This is a genomic window from Aeromonas sp. SCS5 (assembly GCF_001887375.1).
GTDB lineage: Bacteria > Pseudomonadota > Gammaproteobacteria > Enterobacterales > Aeromonadaceae > Aeromonas > Aeromonas jandaei.
In genome coordinates, this window is the sequence record NZ_LFCS01000003.1 from 151824 (window position 1) to 172483 (window position 20660).

General features: G+C 61.2%; 16 protein-coding genes and 1 tRNA gene. 12 read left to right on the forward strand and 5 right to left on the reverse strand.

Features of this window, described 5'->3' with window-relative positions; translation table 11 throughout:
* The first annotated feature begins 2 nt into the window (after positions 1-2).
* The 9 genes from sctF (at position 3) to BS300_RS03835 (ending at position 5983) form a co-directional block, all read left to right on the forward strand.
* Complete coding sequence (gene sctF, locus BS300_RS03795) at positions 3-251, forward strand: type III secretion system needle filament subunit SctF (RefSeq protein WP_071910879.1); 249 nt, start codon at positions 3-5, stop codon at positions 249-251.
* A gap of 2 nt (positions 252-253) precedes the next feature.
* On the forward strand, positions 254-604 hold the full coding sequence (locus BS300_RS03800) for a YscG family type III secretion system chaperone (protein WP_071910881.1): 351 nt from the start codon (positions 254-256) through the stop codon (positions 602-604).
* Positions 601-1152, forward strand: coding sequence for a YopR family T3SS polymerization control protein (locus BS300_RS03805; protein WP_071910883.1), 552 nt, complete (start codon positions 601-603; stop codon positions 1150-1152). Before BS300_RS03800 ends, BS300_RS03805 begins: the two co-directional genes overlap by 4 nt.
* A complete protein-coding gene (gene sctI / locus BS300_RS03810; protein ID WP_033113156.1) occupies positions 1152-1490 on the forward strand; it encodes a type III secretion system inner rod subunit SctI in 339 nt (112 codons plus the stop codon). The genes BS300_RS03805 and sctI overlap by 1 nt, the downstream gene beginning before the upstream one ends.
* Before the next feature lie 6 nt (positions 1491-1496).
* Positions 1497-2234 carry a type III secretion inner membrane ring lipoprotein SctJ gene (gene sctJ, locus BS300_RS03815; protein WP_185430698.1) on the forward strand — a complete coding sequence of 246 codons (738 nt, stop codon included), beginning with the start codon at positions 1497-1499 and terminating at the stop codon, positions 2232-2234.
* Positions 2234-2860, forward strand: coding sequence for a SctK family type III secretion system sorting platform protein (locus BS300_RS03820; RefSeq protein ID WP_071910885.1), 627 nt, complete (start codon positions 2234-2236; stop codon positions 2858-2860). Before sctJ ends, BS300_RS03820 begins: the two co-directional genes overlap by 1 nt.
* A complete protein-coding gene (locus BS300_RS03825) occupies positions 2839-3477 on the forward strand; it encodes an HrpE/YscL family type III secretion apparatus protein (protein WP_042031481.1) in 639 nt (212 codons plus the stop codon). The genes BS300_RS03820 and BS300_RS03825 overlap by 22 nt, the downstream gene beginning before the upstream one ends.
* A 95-nt stretch (positions 3478-3572) precedes the next feature.
* Entirely contained in the window at positions 3573-5582 is a 2010-nt protein-coding gene (locus BS300_RS03830) for a patatin-like phospholipase family protein (RefSeq protein ID WP_083593374.1), read from the forward strand.
* A gap of 2 nt (positions 5583-5584) precedes the next feature.
* Positions 5585-5983: a hypothetical protein gene (locus BS300_RS03835; RefSeq protein WP_071910887.1), complete on the forward strand. Its 399-nt coding sequence runs from the start codon at positions 5585-5587 to the stop codon at positions 5981-5983.
* A gap of 144 nt (positions 5984-6127) precedes the next feature.
* On the opposite strand, the gene ruvC is transcribed toward BS300_RS03835, so the two are convergent.
* The 3 genes from ruvC to BS300_RS03850 form a co-directional block, all read right to left on the reverse strand.
* Positions 6128-6649 (reverse strand): crossover junction endodeoxyribonuclease RuvC, encoded by a 522-nt coding sequence (gene ruvC / locus BS300_RS03840; protein WP_043850424.1) that lies wholly within the window; start codon positions 6647-6649, stop codon positions 6128-6130.
* 146 nt (positions 6650-6795) lie between these two features.
* Positions 6796-9120 carry an acyl-CoA dehydrogenase gene (locus BS300_RS03845; protein ID WP_071910890.1) on the reverse strand — a complete coding sequence of 775 codons (2325 nt, stop codon included), beginning with the start codon at positions 9118-9120 and terminating at the stop codon, positions 6796-6798.
* Positions 9121-9168: 48 nt separating this feature from the next.
* Complete coding sequence (locus BS300_RS03850) at positions 9169-9822, reverse strand: TetR/AcrR family transcriptional regulator (RefSeq protein WP_005334507.1); 654 nt, start codon at positions 9820-9822, stop codon at positions 9169-9171.
* A gap of 473 nt (positions 9823-10295) precedes the next feature.
* Here BS300_RS03850 and BS300_RS03855 point away from each other — a divergent pair, with 473 nt between their 5' ends.
* Both BS300_RS03855 and BS300_RS03860 read left to right on the forward strand, forming a co-directional pair.
* Entirely contained in the window at positions 10296-11036 is a 741-nt protein-coding gene (locus tag BS300_RS03855) for a phosphatase (protein ID WP_071910892.1), read from the forward strand.
* An 89-nt stretch (positions 11037-11125) separates the two neighbouring features.
* Positions 11126-11201, forward strand: a tRNA-Thr gene (locus BS300_RS03860).
* 158 nt (positions 11202-11359) lie between these two features.
* Here the strand turns inward: BS300_RS03860 and fdhF are convergent.
* Entirely contained in the window at positions 11360-15550 is a 4191-nt protein-coding gene (gene fdhF / locus BS300_RS03865; RefSeq protein ID WP_071910894.1) for a formate dehydrogenase subunit alpha, read from the reverse strand.
* A 430-nt stretch (positions 15551-15980) separates the two neighbouring features.
* Positions 15981-17183, reverse strand: coding sequence for an ROK family protein (locus BS300_RS03870; RefSeq protein ID WP_071910896.1), 1203 nt, complete (start codon positions 17181-17183; stop codon positions 15981-15983).
* 119 nt (positions 17184-17302) lie between these two features.
* On the opposite strand from BS300_RS03870, the gene BS300_RS03875 reads away from it, so the two are divergent.
* Positions 17303-20590: a DUF5107 domain-containing protein gene (locus BS300_RS03875; protein ID WP_071910898.1), complete on the forward strand. Its 3288-nt coding sequence runs from the start codon at positions 17303-17305 to the stop codon at positions 20588-20590.
* Positions 20591-20660: the final 70 nt, after the last annotated feature.

Consider the following 20660-nt stretch of genomic DNA (forward strand, 5'->3'; position numbering starts at 1 on the left):
AGATGGCAGAACCCATTTTTAACCCGGGGAATACCCTGGATAACGTCGCCGAGAACCTGAAGGAGCAGGCCAATAAAGCCAATGACGAGGTCAAGAAGGCCATTGAGGCTCTGAAAACCAGCCCCGATGATCCGGCCTTGCTGGCCGAGCTGCAGCACAAGATCAACAAGTGGTCGGTGATCTACAACATCAACTCTACCGTGACCCGCAGCATGAAAGATTTGATGCAGGGCATCTTGCAGAAGGTGTGACGATGGATCGCCAACTGAAACGGCAACTGGCCGAACTGGCACTGGCCGGCACAGGTCATCATTGTCACTCGCAGGCCGCCGCCATCGCCGACTGGCTCGCAAGCGATCCGCAGATGAGCGAGTGTGTCACCCTGATCCGCCTCTCCTCCCTGATGAACCGGGGAGATTACGAGGGGGCTCTGGCGCTGGGCAAAGGGGGCGATACCCCCGAACTGGAACCCTGGCTCGCCCTGTGCGAATGGCGGCTGACGCGGCTGGATGCACTGCAGAGCCGGTTGGCCCGGCTTGAGCAGAGCGAGCTCTCCTCCTTGCAGCAGTTTGCCGCCGGCATGCGCGAACAGATTGCCTCATGAAGGTCGATGGTAACGAGCAGGGCATCCGTCCGCTGGTAGTAACGCCGCCTGGCTTGCCCCCGCCTGCAGCGGCAGAGCGGCAACATTTTGAGCGGCTGCTGGCCAAAGAGGAGAGCAGTGCCCTGTTGACGCGCTGGAAAGAGGGGACGCCACTGGAAGCGCTGCTGGAGGGGCACTCTCCCGCCACCCGGCGCGAGCTGCTCTGGCAGGTCTATCAGCAGGATGAGAAAACGGCCGGGGTAGCCGACCTGCTCTTCAAGCCGGTTGCGAGCAAGCTGATTGAGCGCTTTGGCGAGCGCCAGCTGCCAGTGGTGGCGGCCATCGACCTGCCAGAGCTGCGTGCCCTGATGCGGGAGTTTGACCCGCTCTCGTCACGGCGGGAGACGGTGCTGCTCAAGGTGATGGCAGAGCTGCGGGGGCAGGGGGCATTGTCCGGTAGCGACTATCTGGCCGAGCTGGCCCGACGCGAACTGATGACCCTGATCCCGCACAACGGCATGGTCAACAATCTGGTGCGTCACGCACACAAACTGGATCTGGAGGAGTGATGGAGATAGCACAAAGCGCGCAGGCCGTGGTGACCAGCCTGGATGAGCTGAAAGCGGCGGATGTTCCCGGTGCCCAGATCGCCACCTTCGAGCAGGCGATGGGCGGCAGCGCTCAGGGGATCGGCGGTACATTGCTTGGCGAAATCGGCGAGATCAAGCAGCAGTTTGTCGAGGCCAAGCAGAGCCTGCAGGCCGAACTGGCAACGCCGGGCGATGATCCCAACAGTTTGATGCAGATGCAGTGGTCGCTGATGCGGATCACCATGCAGGAGGAGCTCATTGCCAAGACCGTGGGCAAGATGAGCCAGAACGTAGAAACCCTGTTGAAGACCCAGTGAGGTAGTGTGAAGAGATCGATGCTGATGGGGGTGCTGTGCACCTCCCTGCTGCTCAGTGGCTGCAAGGTGGAGCTCTATACCGGGGTGAACCAGAAAGAGGGCAACGAGATGCTGGCGCTGCTGCGTACCGAGGGGATCTCCTCGGACAAGCAGCCTGACAAGGATGGCAATATCAAGCTGCTGGTCGAGGAGTCCGATGTGGCGCAGGCGGTTGAACTGCTCAAGCGCAAGGGGTATCCGCGCGAGAGCTTCTCCACCCTGCAGGATGTCTTTCCCAAGGATGGCCTCATCTCCTCGCCCACCGAGGAGCGGGCTCGCCTCAACTATGCCAAGGCGCAGGAGATCTCCCACACCCTCTCGGAGATCGACGGCGTGCTGGTGGCCCGCGTCCATGTGGTATTGCCCGAAGGGAACGAGGGGATCAGCAAGAAGCCATCGCCCGCCTCGGCCTCGGTCTTTATCAAACATGCGGCGGATATCCAGCTCGATACCTACATCCCGCAGATCAAGCAGCTGGTCAACAACAGCATTGAAGGGCTTGCCTACGACCGGATCAGCGTGGTGCTGGTGCCCTCGGCCGATGTACGCCAGAGTCCCCTGATGCCGCGCAATACCACCCTCTTCTCCATCGAGGTGAGTGAAGGCTCCAGATGGCGGCTGGGTGGACTGATCGCGCTCCTGCTGGCGCTGGTGGTGACCACCAATCTAGCCCAATTCATGTGGCACCGGCGTCGGAGTCGTTGATGGCGGTCGGCCTTACCCCCTATCAACTGCGCTTTTGTCCGGCCAGCTATCTGCACGAGGAGCACTTCCCCGCCTCGTGGCGCTGGCTGCAGGCGAGTGTACCCGAGTGGCGCACTCTGCCAGCCTGCAATCAGGCCCTGCTCGACGAGCTGGCACTGGCTATCGACTACGAACTGCCCGCGCAGCTTGGCGGGCTGGCGCTCTTTCCGGCCGAGGCATTGGCGTCCGTGCTGCGCCAGCTTGGCGCCGTGCTCCATAGCGAGGCGATCCGCCACTGCCTGCAAGCGCCTGTGCTGCGCCAAATCATCGCGGTGTTGGGGGAGGAGGGGCACAGGTCGCTGCTTGCTCGCCTCGACCTCCTGATCGGCCCCTGGCCTGCCGGCTGGCAGCAACCGCTGCCCGCCACGCTCGATAGCGCCTCGCTGGAGGCGGCAGGCTTGGGATTCTGGCTGGCTGCGGCGGGGGCTGCTCATCCCGCATGGGCCCGTCGCCTTGTGCTACGACTACCGGTATCACCCCAGCGCCCAGGCTGGTCACTGGCTGATGCCGAGCTGCCACTCGCTCGCGCACTCTGTCTCAAAATTGCCAAACAGGTAACGCCACAATGCTGCCATTTGTTGAAATAAAGAGTGAACACCTACAACTGGCTCCCGGTCAGCGGATCCTGCGCAGTCACGACTATCAGGCCTATCTGAGTGCTCAGGCGCTGGTCGATGCCGCCCGGGCACAGGCTGCCGATATCGTCGAGGAGGCGCGTGCCGTTTATGAGGAGCAGAAGCAGCTCGGTTGGCAGGCCGGCATCGAGGAGGCTCGCCGCGAGCAGGCCGTGCTGGTGCACCAGACCCAGCTGCAGTGCCAGCAATACTACCGCACGGTGGAACAACAGATGAGCGAGGTGGTGCTGCAGGCGGTGCGCAAGATCCTGCACGATTACGATCAGGTGGCGCTCACCCTCAAGGTGGTGCGCGAGGCGCTCTCGCTGGTGAGCAACCAGAAGCAGGTGACGGTGCGGGTCAATCCCGAGCAGGTGCAGGCGGTACGCGATCAGATTGCCCGGGTACACAAGGATTTCCCCGAGATCGGGTATCTCGAGATCTCTGCCGATGCCCGCCTCGATCAGGGTGGCTGCATCCTCGAAACCGAGGTGGGGATCATCGATGCCAGTCTCGATGGCCAGCTCGACGCGCTCTCGCGGGCGATGGCGGTGACGCTGGAGCGCGCCGATGTTCACGAGAGAAAATAAATCCCCCCATTGACAAAATCGCGGCTTCTGTTGCCAAACGACCATGGGTTGCATCCCTAGAATGGGGACAATTCCATCGTAACAGGAGAAGCGCCATGCAGATTCAGCAAGCCCCCAGTCTTTCACCATCGACCCACACGCCTGCTGTCGAGCCGCAACCTGGCCGACCGCAGGAGAGTGCACCCAGCCTTGTCGCGACTCTGGGTGGCGTATCCGGTCCCCGGCTGGAGAGTGTGAGCCATGCCCCGTTGGCGGCTTCTGCCAAGAGCGATGTGATCTGTGAGGGCTGCGGCCCGCGTCAGGTGACCATCACCCGCCAGCAGGATGGCTCGGCATCCGTTACTCTGGCCCGGCCACCCATCACCAGCCTGGTGCTCAGTGGTGGCGGCGCCAAAGGGGCTGCCTATCCGGGGGCCATCCAGGCGCTGGAGGCGCAGGGGAAACTGGAGGGGATCCGCACACTCTCTGGCTCCTCGGCCGGCGCCATTACCGCCGCACTGCTTGCTGCCGGTATGAATGCGAACGAGTTCAAGGCGCTCTCTGACGAGATGGACTTCATCAGCCTGCTTGATTCGCCGGTTAAAAAGATCAGCCTGGCCCAGCACATGAGTGGCGAAGCAGGCAAAGCGATTGCCAGCGTGCTCGAAAAACTCAAGCTGGGTAAACTTGGCAGCTTCGTACAACTGCTGAGCAACATCTTTCCGCGTCTGCAGTCGGATGCCGTCCCGCTCGAAAGGATACTCAAGCAGGAGTCACGCAGTTCGGTTCTGGCGCAATTGAAGGCTCACCCCGAGCTGGCCAGCAGACCCGACGTCGTAGCCATTCGTCAGCGCCTCGAACAGGGGGGCGGTGTGACCTTCGGCGATCTGGCTCTGCTTGGTCGCCATATTCCGGCTATCAAGGAGCTGAACATCACGGGGACCGGCATGTTTGATGGTCGTCCCCAGATGATCCTGTTTAACGCCCGCCTGACGCCAGACATGGAGATTGCCCGCGCCGCACACATTTCGGGCTCATTCCCGGTGGTGTTCAGTCGCCCGGAGGAGCAGCATCAACCTTTCCTGGCACAGGGAGAGAAGCTGTCATTGCAAGATGGTGGCGTCATGCTCAACGTCCCGGTGCCCGAGCTTATCCATCCCGAGGCCAGGGGGGCCACCATCGCCGAGCACGAGAACCTGATCCTCAAGTTTGAAGAGGAGGGCGGGAAACCGGCCGATCGCGGTACTCGCAAGGGGGCGATTGCAGACTGGGTAGTTGGGGCTCCCGTTGGCGCACGCTCGGCGTTGCAAACCAGAGGGCTTGACGGGTTGACCGATCAAGTGGTGACAGTACCGCTCAAATCAGAGCGCGGTGATTTCAGCGGCACGTTAAGTGGCACCCTCAATTTCACCATGAGCGATGCGGACAAGCAGCATCTGCAGGAGAGGCTGGCCGATGTGGTCGGGCAGCATCTGGAAGGACGGGAGAGCAGCCGCAAGGATTATCAGTTCCAGGATCTGGAGTCGGCGCTGCTGGCACTCCCGGATCGGGACTTTGCCGCGGTGGCCGAAGAGCGCACCCCGGATGTCCAGGCAACGGCCCTTTTTCGTCAGGAAGTTCAGGATCAGCTCTCTGTGCTGGTTGCATCTGTGCTGGATCAGGATCCCTCGGCGCGACTCGATCTCTCTGGCTCGCTGGCGCAGGCTCTGGAGCAGCTCGGCACACTCGCTGACTCGCCGGCCCGGCAGCAGTGGCTTGCCGCGCAGCTCAATCAGGCAGACAACCCTGCGCTGGCCAGGTTGCTCGATACACCGAGCCCGGCAGGGCGTTTCGCCGCGCTGGATCTGGGCAAGGAAGAGGCCAGCCGTCGTCAGGTGGCAACGGTCGCGAACAACATCATTCATGAGGTGATCTACCCCTCCCTGTTCCGTCCCGGTCAGCCGGACAGCAATGTGGCACTCCTGCGTAAAACCGAGCACGCACTCGTCGGCGCGACCACATCGGCCGAGGTCAATGAGGCCCTGCGGGAGCTGGCTGATAACTATGGGGCCCGCAATAAACCGTGGAGCAAGCCTCTCTCCTCTACCACTGTGACTCAGGCTCGCTCCTGGATGATGAAGGAGTAAATATGCTGATTGATTGGTTGGGTTCACTGGGATTGGCTCTACCCGCCGCGGGCGAGAGCCGGGTGATCCGGTTTGAGGATGCGCCAGAGCTATGGTTCGAGAAGATCGACGGACAATATGTGCTGGCACTGCCGCTCGCCCCGCTTCCCACCAGAATGCTTTCCGGCGTCATGTTGCTGTTGTTGCAGGTCAACAGCCCACTCTCTACCTTGCAACCGGCCAGACTGACGGCGGATGGTCGAGGGCATTTGCTGTTGTGGTGCACTCTGGATGAGCATGCGGATCCAGAAGTATGCCAAGCTGCCTGCGACAAGCTGCATGCCGGTTACAACGAACTGCTGCCTTTATTGCAGGCTCAGGAGGAGAGTATTCCGGTACGCTCGGGTAGCCTGTTCGTCTAGCCAAACGCAGAGTGCCACCAAGCCGAGCGATTTCGTCTTTAGCGACGTCCCGGCTTGCGGATGGGCCAAACAAAACCGCCCCGGATATCCGGGGCGGTTTTTTTATTTGGCGATCCCAAGGTTATCGGGGCGGGTGAACAAGGTTCAGCGATAGCGGCCGCGTACCGAGCTGCTGGCGCGCCCTGCCATCTTGATCAGGCTCTGGCGGGTGTGCAGGTGGCAGAGCGCCACACCGAGGGCATCCGCCGCATCCGCCTGCGGGGTGGCGGAGAGTTTCAGCAGATGGGTCACCATATGCTGCACCTGCTCCTTGCTGGCGCCGCCGGTGCCGACCACCGCCTGTTTGATCTGGGTGGCGGAGTATTCGCTCACTGGCAGATAGGCGTTGACTGCGGCGACGATGGCGCTGCCGCGGGCCTGCCCCAGTTTCAGGGCCGAGTCGGCGTTGCGGGCCATAAAGACCCGTTCGATGGCAAATTCGGTGGGCTTGAACTGGGTGATGATCTCGCATACCCCGTCATAGACCTGCTTGAGGCGCTCTGGCAGCTCGCCGCAATCGGTGCGGATACAGCCCGACCCCAGATATTCGGCCTTGCCGCCGACGACCCGGATAACCCCGTAACCGGTGATCCGCGATCCTGGGTCTATGCCCAAAATAATGCTCATGGGTTGTGCTTGCTCTAAACGCAAATGATGGCCGCAAGATAGCAAACTCCGGCCAGCTTGGCTGTACGCAGGATGTGCGAACGGTCAGTGCGTGGCGATTGCCATAAAAAAAAGGCCCCGAAAAGGGCCTTTTTGATTATCGCTTGTCAGGCGGCGTGATGGATGGGGTTGGCCTGCGCCATTCCCTCCAGCTCGCCCGGGGCGAAGTTGTCTACCTGAATGGCTTCGTAGCGCAGGGCATCGGCGGCCAGCAGCTTGTCTGCCTCGTCCTTGCTCAGCACCGATTTGGCCAGCGCAGCTTCCACCAGTTCCGGCAGCGCCAGTTTGCGGGGCAGTTTGCCCTCTTTCTGGGCCTGCACCAGTTTCTTCTCGTAGGGCTGCACGGCGACCATGGCCTGGAAGGCACGCTCCATCAGGCCGACCGGATCCGCCTCGTCCTTGCCTACATAGCAGAGGGCGGTCAGACGGTCGCGGAACTCGCCCGGCTTCATCATGGCCAGACAGATGGCGTGGCAACGATCGTCGGCCGGCATCTTGTAACCGACGCCGAACGGGAACACCACGCGCTTGAGCACGGCACCCACCACCTTGTTCGGGAAGTTCTGGAAGAAGCCCTCGAACGCCTTGCCAATCAGGTAGAGGTTGCGCTCCACCGCGTACTGCACGAACGGCAGATCGGAGACCATGCGGCCCTGATCCTCGTAGTGCTTGAGGGTTGCGGAGGCCAGATAGAGGTGGCTCAGCACGTCCCCCAGACGGGCGGAGATCATCTCCTTGCGCTTGAGATCGCCACCCAGCATCAGCATGGAGACGTCGGCGCACAGTGCCAGTCCTTTACTCATGCGAGACAACTGCTTGTAGTAACGGGCGGTTTCGCCGGCCACCGGCGCGCTGTTGAATTGACCCAGAGTCAACCCCTGGAACAGGGAACCGAAGAAGTTGCCGGCGCCAAAGGCGATGTGTTTCATCAGCAGGGCGTCAAACTTCTCGAGACCGCGCTCCACGTCGGTATCAGCCGCCGCTTCCAGCTCGTCAAAGACGTACGGGTGGCAGCGGGTGGCCCCTTGCCCGAAGATCATCAGGTTGCGGGTCAGGATGTTGGCCCCTTCCACCGTGATGGCTACCGGAATCCCCATGTAGGCGTAGCCGGTGTAGTTTTTCGGGCCCAGCTGGATGGCACGACCGGCGTGGATGTCCATGGAATCATCCATGATCTGGCGCGCCATCTCGGTCATGTGGTACTTGGAAATCGCAGTGACGATGGCCGGCGCCTGCCCCAAGTCCAGGGAACCGGCGGTCATGCGGCGAGCCCCTTCCAGCTGATAGGTGAGGCCACCGATGCGGGCCAGCGCCTCTTGCACTCCTTCAAACTTGCCGATGGACATGCCGAACTGCTTGCGCACATAGGAGTAGGCGCCCACGGTGCGGCTCGCCATGTGACCGCAAGCGGTGCCCAGAGCAGGCAGCGAGATGCCGCGACCGGCGGAGAGGCACTCCACCAGCATGCGCCAGCCGCGGCCGGCGTAATCCGGGCCACCGATGATCCAGTCGAGCGGAATGAACACATCCTTGCCGAAGGTCGGGCCGTTCAGGAACGCCAGACCCATGGGGTAGTGGCGATCGCCGACGCGCACGCCCGGGTGGCTGGTGGGGATGAGCGCGCAGGTGATGCCCAGCTCTTCCTTGTCCCCCAGCAGTTTTTCCGGGTCATAGAGTTTGAACGCCAGTCCCAGCACGGTGGCGCGCGGCGCCAGGGTGATGTAGCGCTTGTTCCAGTTGAGGCGAATACCCAGCACCTCTTCACCCTTGTGCATCCCCTTGCAGACAATCCCCTTGTCAGGAATGGCGCCTGCATCGGAGCCCGCTTCCGGCCCGGTCAGGGCGAAGCAGGGCACCTCTTTGCCACTGGCCAGCCCCGGCAGCCAGAAATCTTTCTGGGCCTGGGTGCCGTAGTGCATCAGCAGCTCGCCCGGGCCGAGGGAGTTCGGCACCATGACGGTAACCGCCACGCTCAGGCTCTTGGTGGCAATGCGGGTAACGATGGTGGAGTTGGCGATCGCCGAGAATTCGCGGCCGCCATAGGATTTCGGGATGATCAGGGAGAAGAAGCCTTCCTTCTTCAGATAGTCCCACACCGGCTCCGGCAGGTCTTTGGTTTCGTTGACTATCTTGAAGTCATCAACCATGGCGAGCAGGGTTTCGACCTGATTGTCGATAAAGGCCTGCTCCTCTGCGGTCAGCTCGGCCTTGCCGTAGCCGTGCAGTTTTTTCCAGTCGGGATTGCCGCGAAACAACTCGCCATCCCACCAGACGGAGCCAGCTTCCATGGCCTCCCGCTCGGTGGCCGACAAGGGCGGCAATATCTTCTTGAAGATGCCGAACACAGGACGGGTTACCCACTGTTTGCGCAGTGAGGGGACGCCGAGCACAACGGCAATCGCCAGCACCAGCAGGATAAGCAATGTGATCATACCGAAGTTCCTTCTATTTCACTGTTTCCGTTGATTTATTGTTGGTTGTTACACGGCCAGGGAGAGCCTGGTCGACTCCACTGGTGCCCCGACTCCGGACGCCAGATAAGGAATGACGTTGCGTACCAGTCCCTCGACATCGAGCTGCTGGCCAAAATCGGCCAGGGCGATGTCGCGCAGGGCATCGGCAGAGGCCATGGTGAAGACGACGGTGCCCAGGGTGAAGTGCAGGCGCCAGAAAAGATCCGCTGGCGAGAGGGCCGGGTTGGCCTTGGAGATAGCCTGGGTGATCCGCTGCAAAATGGGGCCATAGTGGGCGGTGATAAAGCGGCGCAGGTGACCCTGGCTGTCGATATAGCCGCGCCCCAGCAGCTGCATGAAGATGGCCGGGCCATTGGCCCGCACCGCCGAGAGCTTCATCAGCGGTTCGACAAAGCTTTCAAAGAGTTGCAGCAGGGTGAGCTGCTCCTGCTCCATCAGCACCCGCAGGCGGGCATCCAGATCCGGCATGAACAGGCTCAGATAGCGGTCGAGCACCGCCTGGATCAGCTCCTTCTTGGATCCGAAGTGATAGTTCACGGAAGCCAGATTGACATCGGCCTCACTGGTGATCAGACGCAAAGAGGTATCGGCGAATCCCCGCTCGGCAAACAGCACTTCAGCGGCGTCGAGAATACGGTTTTTGGTATCGATTTTACTCACTGGACACCTCACTTAAACGAATGTTTAAAAAGTACGTTTCATAACGCGAGGTGTCAAGAGATTGTGAACGGGTGTTAGCAGAATGTTTTTTGTGAAAAAGCGCAAAAAGGTCGGAACTAACTCCACAGCGCGAGACTCTATATCTATGCCACTGCAATTAAACATTAAGTCTCGCCCAACCTGCTTCTTGCTAGTTGGGCATTTTTTTGCCCGGTGGACGGTGGTAGAGGGTAACAAACAGGCAAAAAAAACCGCCGCGGGGAGCGACGGTGGGGAAAGTGAGTTTGCATCATCCTGATGACAAACTGTCGATGCGAGTTCAGGCATGTATCGACGGGAGCCAGTATGCCAGTCAGTCCGGCTCAGACTATGTCAGTTCCTCGGTATTTTGTGACAAAGTGTGGCAAGTGCCGGCGTGGCCCAATTCCCCCTACTTTGTTATGCTGCCCCTTCAAAATATGAGGGGAGAGAAGATGAAGTACCCGGTCGATACCCACACTCACACCATTGCCAGCACCCACGCCTACAGCACCATCCACGACTATCTGCCCGTTGCCAGAGCCAAAGGGATCAAGCTGTTCGCCACCACGGATCACGGCCCCGAGATGGCCGATGCCCCTCATGTCTGGCATTTTGCCAACTTGCCAATACTGCCAAGAGTGGTGGACGGGGTGGGGATCCTGCGGGGTATCGAGGCCAACATCAAAAACCTCGACGGGGAGATCGATTTCCCAGAGCGCTATGAGTCGCGTCTCGACATGATCATGGCGGGTTTTCATGAGCAGGTATTCCCTCCCTGCGATCAGGCAACCCACACCCAGGCGATGATCAACGCCATCAAGAGCGGCCGGGTCGATATGATCAGCCACCCGGGCAACCCCTCATTTCCCATCGACATTCAGGCGGTGGTCAAGGCGGCTGCGGACTATCGGGTGGCGCTGGAGATCAACAACTCCTCCTTCATTCACTCGCGCCCGGGGAGCGAAGGCAACTGCCGCTCCATCGTTGAAGCCGCGCGAGATCTGGGGGCCTACCTCACCTTCGGCTCCGATTCCCATGTCGCTTTCAGCCTCGGCGATTTTGACCATTGCCACCGTCTGGTGACCGAAGCGGGCTTTCCGCTGGAGCGGATCCTGGTGCGCTCCCCCCGTGCCCTGCTCGATTTCCTCGAGAGTCGCGGCCGCGCCCATATTCCCGAGTTTACCGATCTGTAGATCGGGCGCTAACACCATGAGCCAACTCATAAAATTGAGTTGGTTCGATTGACACGCCAGCCATTTTTCATGAATCTGACTGGCAACAAGCCGGTATAGCTCAGTTGGTAGAGCAGCGCATTCGTAATGCGAAGGTCAGGAGTTCGATTCCCCTTATCGGCACCATATAAAACAAAGGGTTAGCTTCGCAGTGAAGCTAACCCTTTGTGCTTTTGGGTTGGTGGCCCCTTCTCATATCGCTCTTTTGCTCTCGCAAAACCAAGGGGGAAGGGGCAGTGGGCCAACCCTTCCGGCAGGCGGCTACTCAGGTTTTGCTATTCCCCTCAGGCAACCTCGATGTCTGGCTTGGCTGGCTCCTTCTGCATGGATAGATCTCCAGCTTGCGACGGGGATTCCAGCTTGTCGATGCGCACCGCCGCCACCTTGAACTCGGGGATCTTGGCGTGAGGGTCGGTGGCATTGATGGTGAGCCGGTTGGCCGGTGCTTCGGCAAAGTGGAACGGGATAAAGACCACGCCCGGCTGCATCCGCTTGGTGACGAAGGCGGGCAGTTCGATATGGCCGCGGCGGCTGGTGACCTTCACCCGCTCACTGTTGCTGATCCCCAACCGCTGGGCGTCCGCCACGCTCATCATCACCCGCGGGCCAGCCAGCTTGTCGAGCCCCCTGGTCTTGCGGGTCATGGTGCCGGTGTGGAACTGCTCCAGCAGGCGGCCGGTAGTGAGCACGATGGGATAGGTCTCGTCGGGCAGTTCGGCGGCATAGCGGAACGGGGTCGCGACCATCTCCCCCTTACCGCGGGTGAACTGCTTGCCGTGGAGCAGGCGAGTGCCTTCGGGCGCCACATCGTTGCAAGGCCACTGCAGCCCTTGCGCTCCCACCTTGTCCCACTGGATGCCGGCGTATTGCGGGGTAACCAGGCAGATCTCGGCGGTGATCTCCTGCGGGTTTTGATAGCGCCAGTTGCCACCCATGGCGTTGGCGATCTGCTGGATGATCCACCAATCCTCCCGTGCTTCACCCGGCGCCTTGAGGGCGGGGGAGATGCGCTGCACCCGCCGCTCGGTGTTGGTGAAGTGGCCGCTCTTCTCGGCAAAGGAGCAGGAGGGGAGCACCACATCGGCCAGCTGGGCAGTTTCGGAGAGGAAGATATCCTGCACCACCAGAAACTCCAGCTGCTTGAGCCCCTCGATGACGTGATGCTGATCCGGATCGCTCAGTACCGGGTTTTCACCCATCACATAGAGCCCCTTGATGCTGCCTGCACAGGCGGCATCTATGGTCTCGGTGAGGGTAAGGCCGGGAGTGCGCGGCAAATCTGGCTGCTGCCAGACGGTTGCGAAGCGGGCATGAACCTCGGGGTTGGCCACCTTCTGATAGCCGGGAAGGCAGTTGGGCAGCGCCCCCATGTCACAGGCTCCCTGCACGTTGGACTGGCCCCGCAGCGGGTTGATGCCGCCCCCTTCGATGCCGATGTTGCCGCACAGCAGTTGCAGGTTTGCGATGGCGCGCACGTTGTCGTGGCCGGTGGTGTGCTGGGTGATCCCCATCGAGTAGTAGATGGCGGTGCGTTCGGCGGTGCCGATGAGGCGCGCGAGCTCGATCACCTGCTCGGCCGGTACGCCGGTGACAAGGGCCACCTTGTCCGGGGCATAGGCCGGGGAGAGCACCTCTGCTTGCAGCACCTCGAACCCTTCCACTCGTGCGGCAATATAGGCCTTGTCGTGCCAGTCGTTCTGGATGATCTGCTGCATCAGGCCGTTGAGCAACATCACGTCGGTGCCGGGGCGGTGGGCCAGATAGAGGCTGGCATGGTCCGCCATCTCGATCCGTTTCGGATCGGCCACCACCAGCCGAGCCTTGCCTGTGGTGACTGCCCGCTTGATATGGGAGCCGATGATGGGGTGGGCGGCCGAGGTGTCGGAGCCGATGATTAAGATGAGGTCCGAGTGCTCGATGCTCGGGATGTCGTTGGTCATGGCGCCGCTGCCGAGTGACGCCTCCAGCCCGGTAACGGTGGAGGCGTGGCAGAGCCGCGCGCAGTGATCCACGTTGTTGGTGCCCAGCTCCCGGCGCATGAACTTCTGGAACAGGTAGTTCTCTTCGTTGGTGGTTTTGGCCGAAGAGAAACCCGCCAGCGCATCGCTGCCATAGCGCTGGCGCTGGGCGGTGAAGCGTTCTGCAACCAACTCAATGGCCTCTTGCCAGCTGGCAGGCACCAGCTCGCCATTTTTACGGACAAGCGGGGTGGTGAGGCGCTCCTCGCTCTGGATAAAGTCAAAGCCGAAGCGTCCCTTGACGCAGAGCAGCCCCTGATTGACCGGCGAGTTGCGATTTCCCTCCACATAGCGGATGCGGTTGTGCGCCTCATCGACATAGAGGGTGACGCCGCAGCCAACTCCGCAGTAGGTGCAGATGGTATTGACCGGCGTGAGCAGCTCGGTGCGCCCCTGCGACTTGTCGCGGGCATCCACCAGGGCGCCGGTGGGGCAGACCTGTACGCAGGCGCCGCACTGCACGTAGTGGGAGTCGCCCATCGAGAGTCCCGTGTCGAACTGGGGGCGGTTCGAGAGGGTGCCATCGCTGTGCTTGGCAAAGTGCAGCACTCCCTGCACCGCTTGCTCACCACAGGTCTGCACGCACTGGCCGCAGCCGATGCAGCGGTTGGCATCGAACACGATAAATTCGCTGCTGTTATCCACTGCAAACTTCTGGCACTGGCTGGTATCGAGAGCGCTCTGTTCGACCTTGTATTCGGTGGCGTAGTCGCGCAGTGCGCAATCGGTGTTGGCCTGACAGCCGCACTCGAGGCAGCGGCTGGCTTCGCTGCGGGCATCGGCATCACTCAACCCACGCTCCACCTCGGCAAAGCTGCCCTCGCGATCCTTATCTGCCAAATGAGGCATGATGGTGCGGGCGACTTTTTTCAGGTGAGCAAACTGAGCGGGATCGACCTGCTTGAGTGTGGGGGCCTTGCAGGCGTTGAAAGGACGAACCGGATCGATCATGTCACCGTGGAGGAACTGATCGATGGCCAGAGCGGCCTTGCGGCCATCGGCAACCGCTTCGATGGCGGTGGCGGGCCCGCGGCGCAGATCGCCGATGGCGAACAGGTTGCCGTGGCCGCTGTGCATGGTGTCGGGGTGGGACTCCAGCGTCTGCCAGCGGGTGAAGGGGAGGGTGAGGGGTTCCCCTTCCATAAAGCTGAGATCCGGCTGCTGTGACACTGCCGCAATCACGGTATCGAACTCTTCAATGAGGTACTCGCCAGTAGGCTCCGGGCGGCGGCGACCGGAGGCGTCCGGCTCGCCGAGGGCCATCTTCTCGAGGCGCACCTGACAGACGCGACCACGGCTGTCCGGCAGGTTCTCCACCGGATTGGTCAGCATCATGAAGCGCACCCCTTCATGCTCCGCCTCGTCGATTTCGTAGGCTTCGGCGGGCATCTCGGCACGGGTGCGGCGATAGATAAGGGTTGTTTCGGCGCCGAGGCGTACCGCCGTGCGGGCGCAATCGATGGCCGTGTTGCCACCCCCGATCACCGCGACTTTCTTGCCGGTGGTGAGCCGCTTGGCCAGCATCCGATCCTTGAGGTAATCGACCCCGAGATAGCAACCGGCCAAGGTGCTGCCCGGGTAATCCATCGGCACCGCCTTGGAAGCGCCAACCGCCAGACAGACCGCATCATAGTCGCGGCACAGCTCCGAGAGGGTGATTTGGTGGCCCAGTCGCTGCCTGGTGTGGATCCGCATGCCACTTTGGCACATCAGGTCGATCTCCTGATCGAGGATCGCCTTGGGCAGCCGGTATTCAGGGATGCCGTAGCGCAGCCAGCCACCCGCTTCGGGCATCGCCTCGAACAGATCGACCTCGAACCCCTCGTAACCCAGATAATAACCGCAGGTGAGACCGCCCGGGCCGCTGCCGATAATGGCCACCCGCTTGCCCTTGGCGGGCTTCTTTGCCGGTTGATAGGGGGCAATCTCGGCCAGATCGAGATCGGCGGCATGGCGCTTGAGCTGACGAATGGCCAGCGGCTCATCCACCAGCGCGCGGCGGCACTCTGCTTCACAAAAAGCGGGGCAGACCCGGCCAATGGAAAGGGGCATCGGCAGGGTCTGCTTGATGACGGCCATGGCTGCCTCGTGCTCCCCCATAGCGATGTGGTGCAGATAGGATTGAATGTCCACTCCGGCCGGACAGGCGCGCTGGCAGGGGGCTTCGCAATCGGCGTAGTGATCTGCGAGGATGCGGCCGAGCGCCTGCTGGCGGTGTGCGTGCAGGGCATCGCTTTGGGTCGTGATCACCATCCCTGCCTCGGGGTGCGTCTCGCAGGCGCGCCGGATGCCGAGACCGGCAATCTCGACCACGCAGAGATCGCACGGCGTCTTGGGGGCGCTGGTGTTGTCACCGCACAGGGAGGGGATGTCGATCTGGTGCTGTTTGGCTATCTGGAGCAGGGTTCTGGTCGGGTCAACCGTCAACTGAGCCCCATCGAGGGTGATGGTGATCATGGCGTCATAACTCGCTTTCAAGGCGCAGAAAATGCTGCATCTGGCGGAGCCAGCAGGGGAAGCGACAGGGAGGATCGCTTGGTATCTCCTCACCATACCAAAGATGATATGCAACTTTATTTGATTTAACTCAGGTTATTTGTCTAAAAAGAAAACGATTTCACTGCTGCGTACTCTGTGGAACGATAACCCGATGCTGGCTACCTATGTCGAGTTAAAACATGGTGTTGTATTGATGTTTATTGCTATTCAAGCAGCTTTAAACTGTATTTTTGATGGCGCTTATCCGTGGTGGAATGGTGAAGTACATCATAAAGCGTGCAACTTTTGTTTCGGTTTGTAGGCTAGGCAAACGACATCGGGAGCAGCCGAACAGGCAGTGCTGGCTACTCCTTTTTTCCTGCATTCAACTCGCTGCGTGGGTGTAGCGCTATCTGGCGGGCTGACTCGCCCCCAGCTCGCGCTCAACGTAGAGATAGCCAATCCCCATCACTTGCTGGGCGCGGCTGAGCTGGCCAAAACGGATGTGGGTGGCATTGACGGCATCGCTGCAGTCGAACGGGTTGGCTCCGGTCTGGTGAATGATGGTCTGCAGCCACTCCTCGCCAAAACCGCAGCTGCGACCATAGAGCCAGATACGGTTGATGTTGAGGATGTTGAGAAAGTTGTAGAGGCTCAGGCCAATGGCGCGGGCTCCTTCGTCCACCATGGCACGGATCATGGGTTCTCCCTGCTGATAGCGTGCCAGCAGCTGGGCTGTGCCGACACGCCCCTCCGCCAGCGCAGCGGGATCTGCCCCCTGCTGCTTGAGAAAGACCCGGGCCCGCTTCTTGATGGCCGAGAGGGAGGCGACCGTTTCCAGACAGCCGTAACGGCCGCAGGCACAGGCGCTGCCATCCGGGTTGATGATGGTGTGGCCGATCTGGCCGCTGCCAAACAGGGCACCTCGATAGATCTGGCCGTTGATGATGAAGGCTGAACCGATGCCGTAGTCGACGTTGATGACGCAAAAATCGCCGACGTTTTCCGCTCCCTGCCACTTCTGGGCCAGCGCCAGCATGATGCAGTCGTTGTCCACCATCACCTCGCAGCCGAGGCGCTCTTCCAGCAGATACTTGAGCTCGACCGGCGCGTGCCAGGGAGCTTGGGGCATGGTCTGTGACACCCCGGTCGCCGGGTTGACCTGACCGTGTACCGCGATGGCCAGCCGGATCGCTAGCCCCTTGTGGCGGCGCTTGTGCTGGTAGTAGCAGGCCTCGATCAGGCGCAGCAGCTCGTCCGGGGTTTGTGGCGCAATTTTCTGGCCGGCGTAGTCGTCGAGGGGGGTGATCAGGTTGTCCACCAGAATGCTCTCCAGGCTGGTGGGACTGATATTGAGGCAGAGGATCGCCCCCTGGCCGCTGGCAATGCGGTAGCTGCCGCCATTGATGCCGCGCTGGGAGAGGTTCTGTTCGCTGTGGCTGATGGCCCTTTCGGCCACCAGCTCGTCGAGGATCTTGCTGACCGCCGGGATGGAGAGCTCGCAGTGGCGCGCCAGGGTGGACTTGCTCGCCTCCTTGAGCTGGTAGAGCAGGGCCAGCAGCACCTGCTTGTTGTGGTGGCGTACCTTCTGGTTGTTCAACCCTGTGCTCATTACTTCACTAAACTCCGCTTACTGTATTGCGTGATCTTTCGGCAATTAATAGTGGTTTAACCATTCTAATCTGGTCTCACTGAAATTTTTACTAACAAGTATTAAGTGAGGCGAGATTGATGAGAGCTGATGTCAAGGTCTGGGTCGAAACCATCACCCTGCCGACCTACGAGGTGGGCGCCGAAGATCCCAACCCCATGTTTCTCGAGAAGCGGGTCTATCAGGGCTCCTCGGGGGCCGTCTATCCCTATGGCGTGATCGATACCCTCACCGGTCAGAAGCAGATGAAGTCCTATCGGGCGGTCTGGCTGGAGAACGACTTCATCAAGGTGATGCTGCTGCCGGAGCTGGGCGGTCGCATCCACCGTGCCTACGACAAGGTGATGAATCGCGACTTCGTCTATTACAACGAGGTGATCAAGCCGGCGCTGGTGGGGCTGGTAGGCCCCTGGATCTCCGGCGGCATCGAGTTCAACTGGCCGCAGCATCACAGACCCACTACTTTCATGCCGGTGGATTTCACCATCGCGGAGCATGAGGGCGGCGCCAAGACCGTCTGGCTGGGCGAGGTGGAGCCGATGCGCGGTTTGCAGGTGATGGCGGGCTTTACCCTCTATCCCGACAAGGCGCTTATCGAGATCACCGGCAAGGTGTTCAACGGCAATGACACGCCGCGCCATTTCCTCTGGTGGTCCAACCCGGCGGTGAAAGGAGGCGATGCCCACCAGAGCGTCTTCCCGCCCGATGTGACAGCCGTCTATGACCACGGCAAGCGCGATGTTAGTGCCTTCCCCATCGCCCGCGGCACCTACTACAAGGTGGACTACTCCGCCGGGGTCGATATCTCCCGCTATCGCAATATTCCGGTGCCTACCTCCTACATGGCGGACCAGTCCGACTACGACTTTGTCGGCGCCTACTGCCATGACGAGCAGGGTGGCCTGTTGCATGTGGCGGATCACCACGTCTCGCCCGGCAAAAAGCAGTGGAGCTGGGGCAATTGTGACTTCGGTCTGGCCTGGGATCGAAACCTGACCGACGAAAACGGCCCCTACATCGAGCTGATGACCGGGGTCTATACCGATAACCAGCCCGACTTCACCTGGCTGGATGCGGGGGAGGAGAAAGTGTTCGTGCAAAACTTCCTGCCCTACAACACCCTCGGCACTCTGCAAAACGCCAACACCCGCGCCGCCATCAAGCTGGAGCGCAGCGATGACGGCCTTGTCTGCGGGGTCTATGCGGTAGCGCCACTTCGCGGGGCCAGCTTCGAGGTAAGCGACGAAGGCGGCGAACTGTTTACGCAACCTCTGGATCTGCAGCCGGGTCAGGCTTGGCTGGAGCCGTTCGCCATCACCAGTGAGGGGCGTTTACAGGTTCGTCTGCTGGATGAGCAGGGTCAGTGCGTGCTGAGTTACCTCGAGCATCAGCCCGCTGGCGAAGCCTTGCCAGATCCCGCCACCGCGCCGGAGCCCGCCGTCAATCTCGACTCGGTCGACGAGCTCTACTTTATCGGTCAGCATCTGGAGCAGTATCTGCACGCCAGCCGCTCGCCCTTTGATTACTACCTGCGGGGGCTGGAGCTCGATGGCGGCGACTATCGCTGCAACCTGGCGCTGGCAACACTGGAGTACAACCGCGCCAACTATGAGCAGGCGCAGGTCTACGTCAATCAGGCGCTGACCCGTGCCCATCGCCTCAACAAGAACCCCCAGTGTGGCAAGGCGAGCTTGCTGCGGGCCCATATTGAGGAACGTTTGGGCGAGTTCGATGCCGCCTTCGATGACTTCTACAAGGCGACCTGGAGCGGCAACTGCCGCGATGGCGGTTTCCTCGGGCTGGCCCGTATCGCCATGGGGCGCCGCGACGCCTCGCAAGCGCTGCAATTTGTCGAGCGCAGCCTCGCCGTCAACGGTACCCACTACGGCGCTATCGCCCTCAAGGGGTTGGCCCTGCTGGAGTCTGGTGAGCAGGAGGCGGCCATCGCCTATATCGACGAGCAGCGCGTTCGTTATCCACTTCACTATCAGCTGGCCTTCTTGCGCTGGCTGGCAAGCGAGCAGCCGAACGATCTTGAAGCGCTGCGCACCCTGTGCAACGGGCGTGGCACCAACCTCTGCTTCCTCACCAGCGAACTGCTGAGCTGGGGTCGCCCCGAGCTGGCCAGCAAGCTGCTGGCAGCCCTGCCGATGGAGGAGACCCTGCCGCTGCTGTTCGAGGCTGCATTGTTGCCGGAAGGTGAAGCGCAGGATGCCCTGCTGGCGCGAGCCGAGCAGGCGTTTGGCCGCAAGGTGCGCTTCCCCAACACCCTAGGCGAGGTGGCCATGCTGGGGCAACTGCCACACAGCTGGTTTGCCAGCTACCTGCTGGGCTGCTTTCACTACAGCAAGCGCAACTATGTGCAGGCGATTGCCTTGTGGCAGCGGGTGTGCGAGCAGGCACCGGACTTTGCCCCGGTCTGGCGCAACCTCGGTATTCACCACTTCAACAAGGCGGGTGATATGGCGGCGGCCGAGCAGTGCCTCCATCGGGCCTTTGCTCTCAAGCCGGACGATGCGCGACTGCTGTTCGAGCTGGATCAACTGCACAAGCGCTGCGCTATGGCGCCAAGCGAGCGGTTGGCGCTGCTGGAGGCGCATCGTGAGGTGGCCCTCAAGCGCGATGACCTGACCGCCGAACTGCTCAGCCTCTATCACATCACCGGTCAGCTGGATGCGGCGGCCGAGATCTTGCGGCTGCGCGAATTCCACCCCTGGGAGGGGGGCGAGGGCAAGGTGACCGGTCAGTACCTCATCAATCAGCAGCGCCGGGCGTTGGCATTGATGACTCAGGGACGCCACGAGCAGGCTATTCCGTTGCTGCAACAGGCGTTGAACTATCCCCTCAATCTGGGGGAGGGGCGTCTGGTTGGGCAAACCGACAATGACATCCACTTGCTGCTGGCGCTCTGCCATCTGGCCTGTGACAACCAGAGTCTGGCGGCCCAGTGCCTGCAACAGGCCTGCCTTGGGCAAGGGTCGCTCGGGGCCAGCCGCTACTACAACGATCAGCCGGTGGATTATCTCTTCTATCAGGGTATGGCGCTGGCTCTTCTTGGACGGGTTGCCGAGGCGCAGCGTCTGTTTGAAGGGATGGTCGGCTGGGCCGAGCAGGCAATGGGCGAGTCGGTCGAGGCGGACTTTTTCGCCGTCTCGCTGCCGGATCTCATCGTGCTGGACGACGACCCGCAGCACAAACACCGCCAGCACTGCCTGCTGGTCCGGGCGCTCGGCCAGTTGGGGCTGGATCAACGCGAAGCGTGTACCCAGACCCTGCGCGAGCTGCTGACCCTCAACCCGGCCCACGACAAGGGGCAGCTGTTCGCCCTGATCTGCCGCGAGCTGTCACTCAATCCATCACAGCCATAACAACAACGGGCGCCCCGCTACGGTACGGGGCGCCACTGCACCCTACAATCGACAAGATAATAAGGATGAG

What these genes read in the sequence shown, in the direction of transcription:
- sctF (WP_071910879.1), top strand. Translation starts at nt 3, where the DNA reads ATGGCAGAACCCATTTTTAACCCGGGGAATACCCTGGATAACGTCGCC.
- BS300_RS03800 (WP_071910881.1), top strand. Translation starts at nt 254, where the DNA reads ATGGATCGCCAACTGAAACGGCAACTGGCCGAACTGGCACTGGCCGGC.
- BS300_RS03805 (WP_071910883.1), top strand. Translation starts at nt 601, where the DNA reads ATGAAGGTCGATGGTAACGAGCAGGGCATCCGTCCGCTGGTAGTAACG.
- sctI (WP_033113156.1), top strand. Translation starts at nt 1,152, where the DNA reads ATGGAGATAGCACAAAGCGCGCAGGCCGTGGTGACCAGCCTGGATGAG.
- BS300_RS03820 (WP_071910885.1), top strand. Translation starts at nt 2,234, where the DNA reads ATGGCGGTCGGCCTTACCCCCTATCAACTGCGCTTTTGTCCGGCCAGC.
- BS300_RS03825 (WP_042031481.1), top strand. Translation starts at nt 2,839, where the DNA reads ATGCTGCCATTTGTTGAAATAAAGAGTGAACACCTACAACTGGCTCCC.
- BS300_RS03830 (WP_083593374.1), top strand. Translation starts at nt 3,573, where the DNA reads ATGCAGATTCAGCAAGCCCCCAGTCTTTCACCATCGACCCACACGCCT.
- BS300_RS03835 (WP_071910887.1), top strand. Translation starts at nt 5,585, where the DNA reads ATGCTGATTGATTGGTTGGGTTCACTGGGATTGGCTCTACCCGCCGCG.
- ruvC (WP_043850424.1), bottom strand. Translation starts at nt 6,649, where the DNA reads ATGAGCATTATTTTGGGCATAGACCCAGGATCGCGGATCACCGGTTAC.
- BS300_RS03845 (WP_071910890.1), bottom strand. Translation starts at nt 9,120, where the DNA reads ATGATCACATTGCTTATCCTGCTGGTGCTGGCGATTGCCGTTGTGCTC.
- BS300_RS03855 (WP_071910892.1), top strand. Translation starts at nt 10,296, where the DNA reads ATGAAGTACCCGGTCGATACCCACACTCACACCATTGCCAGCACCCAC.
- fdhF (WP_071910894.1), bottom strand. Translation starts at nt 15,550, where the DNA reads ATGATCACCATCACCCTCGATGGGGCTCAGTTGACGGTTGACCCGACC.
- BS300_RS03870 (WP_071910896.1), bottom strand. Translation starts at nt 17,183, where the DNA reads ATGAGCACAGGGTTGAACAACCAGAAGGTACGCCACCACAACAAGCAG.
- BS300_RS03875 (WP_071910898.1), top strand. Translation starts at nt 17,303, where the DNA reads ATGAGAGCTGATGTCAAGGTCTGGGTCGAAACCATCACCCTGCCGACC.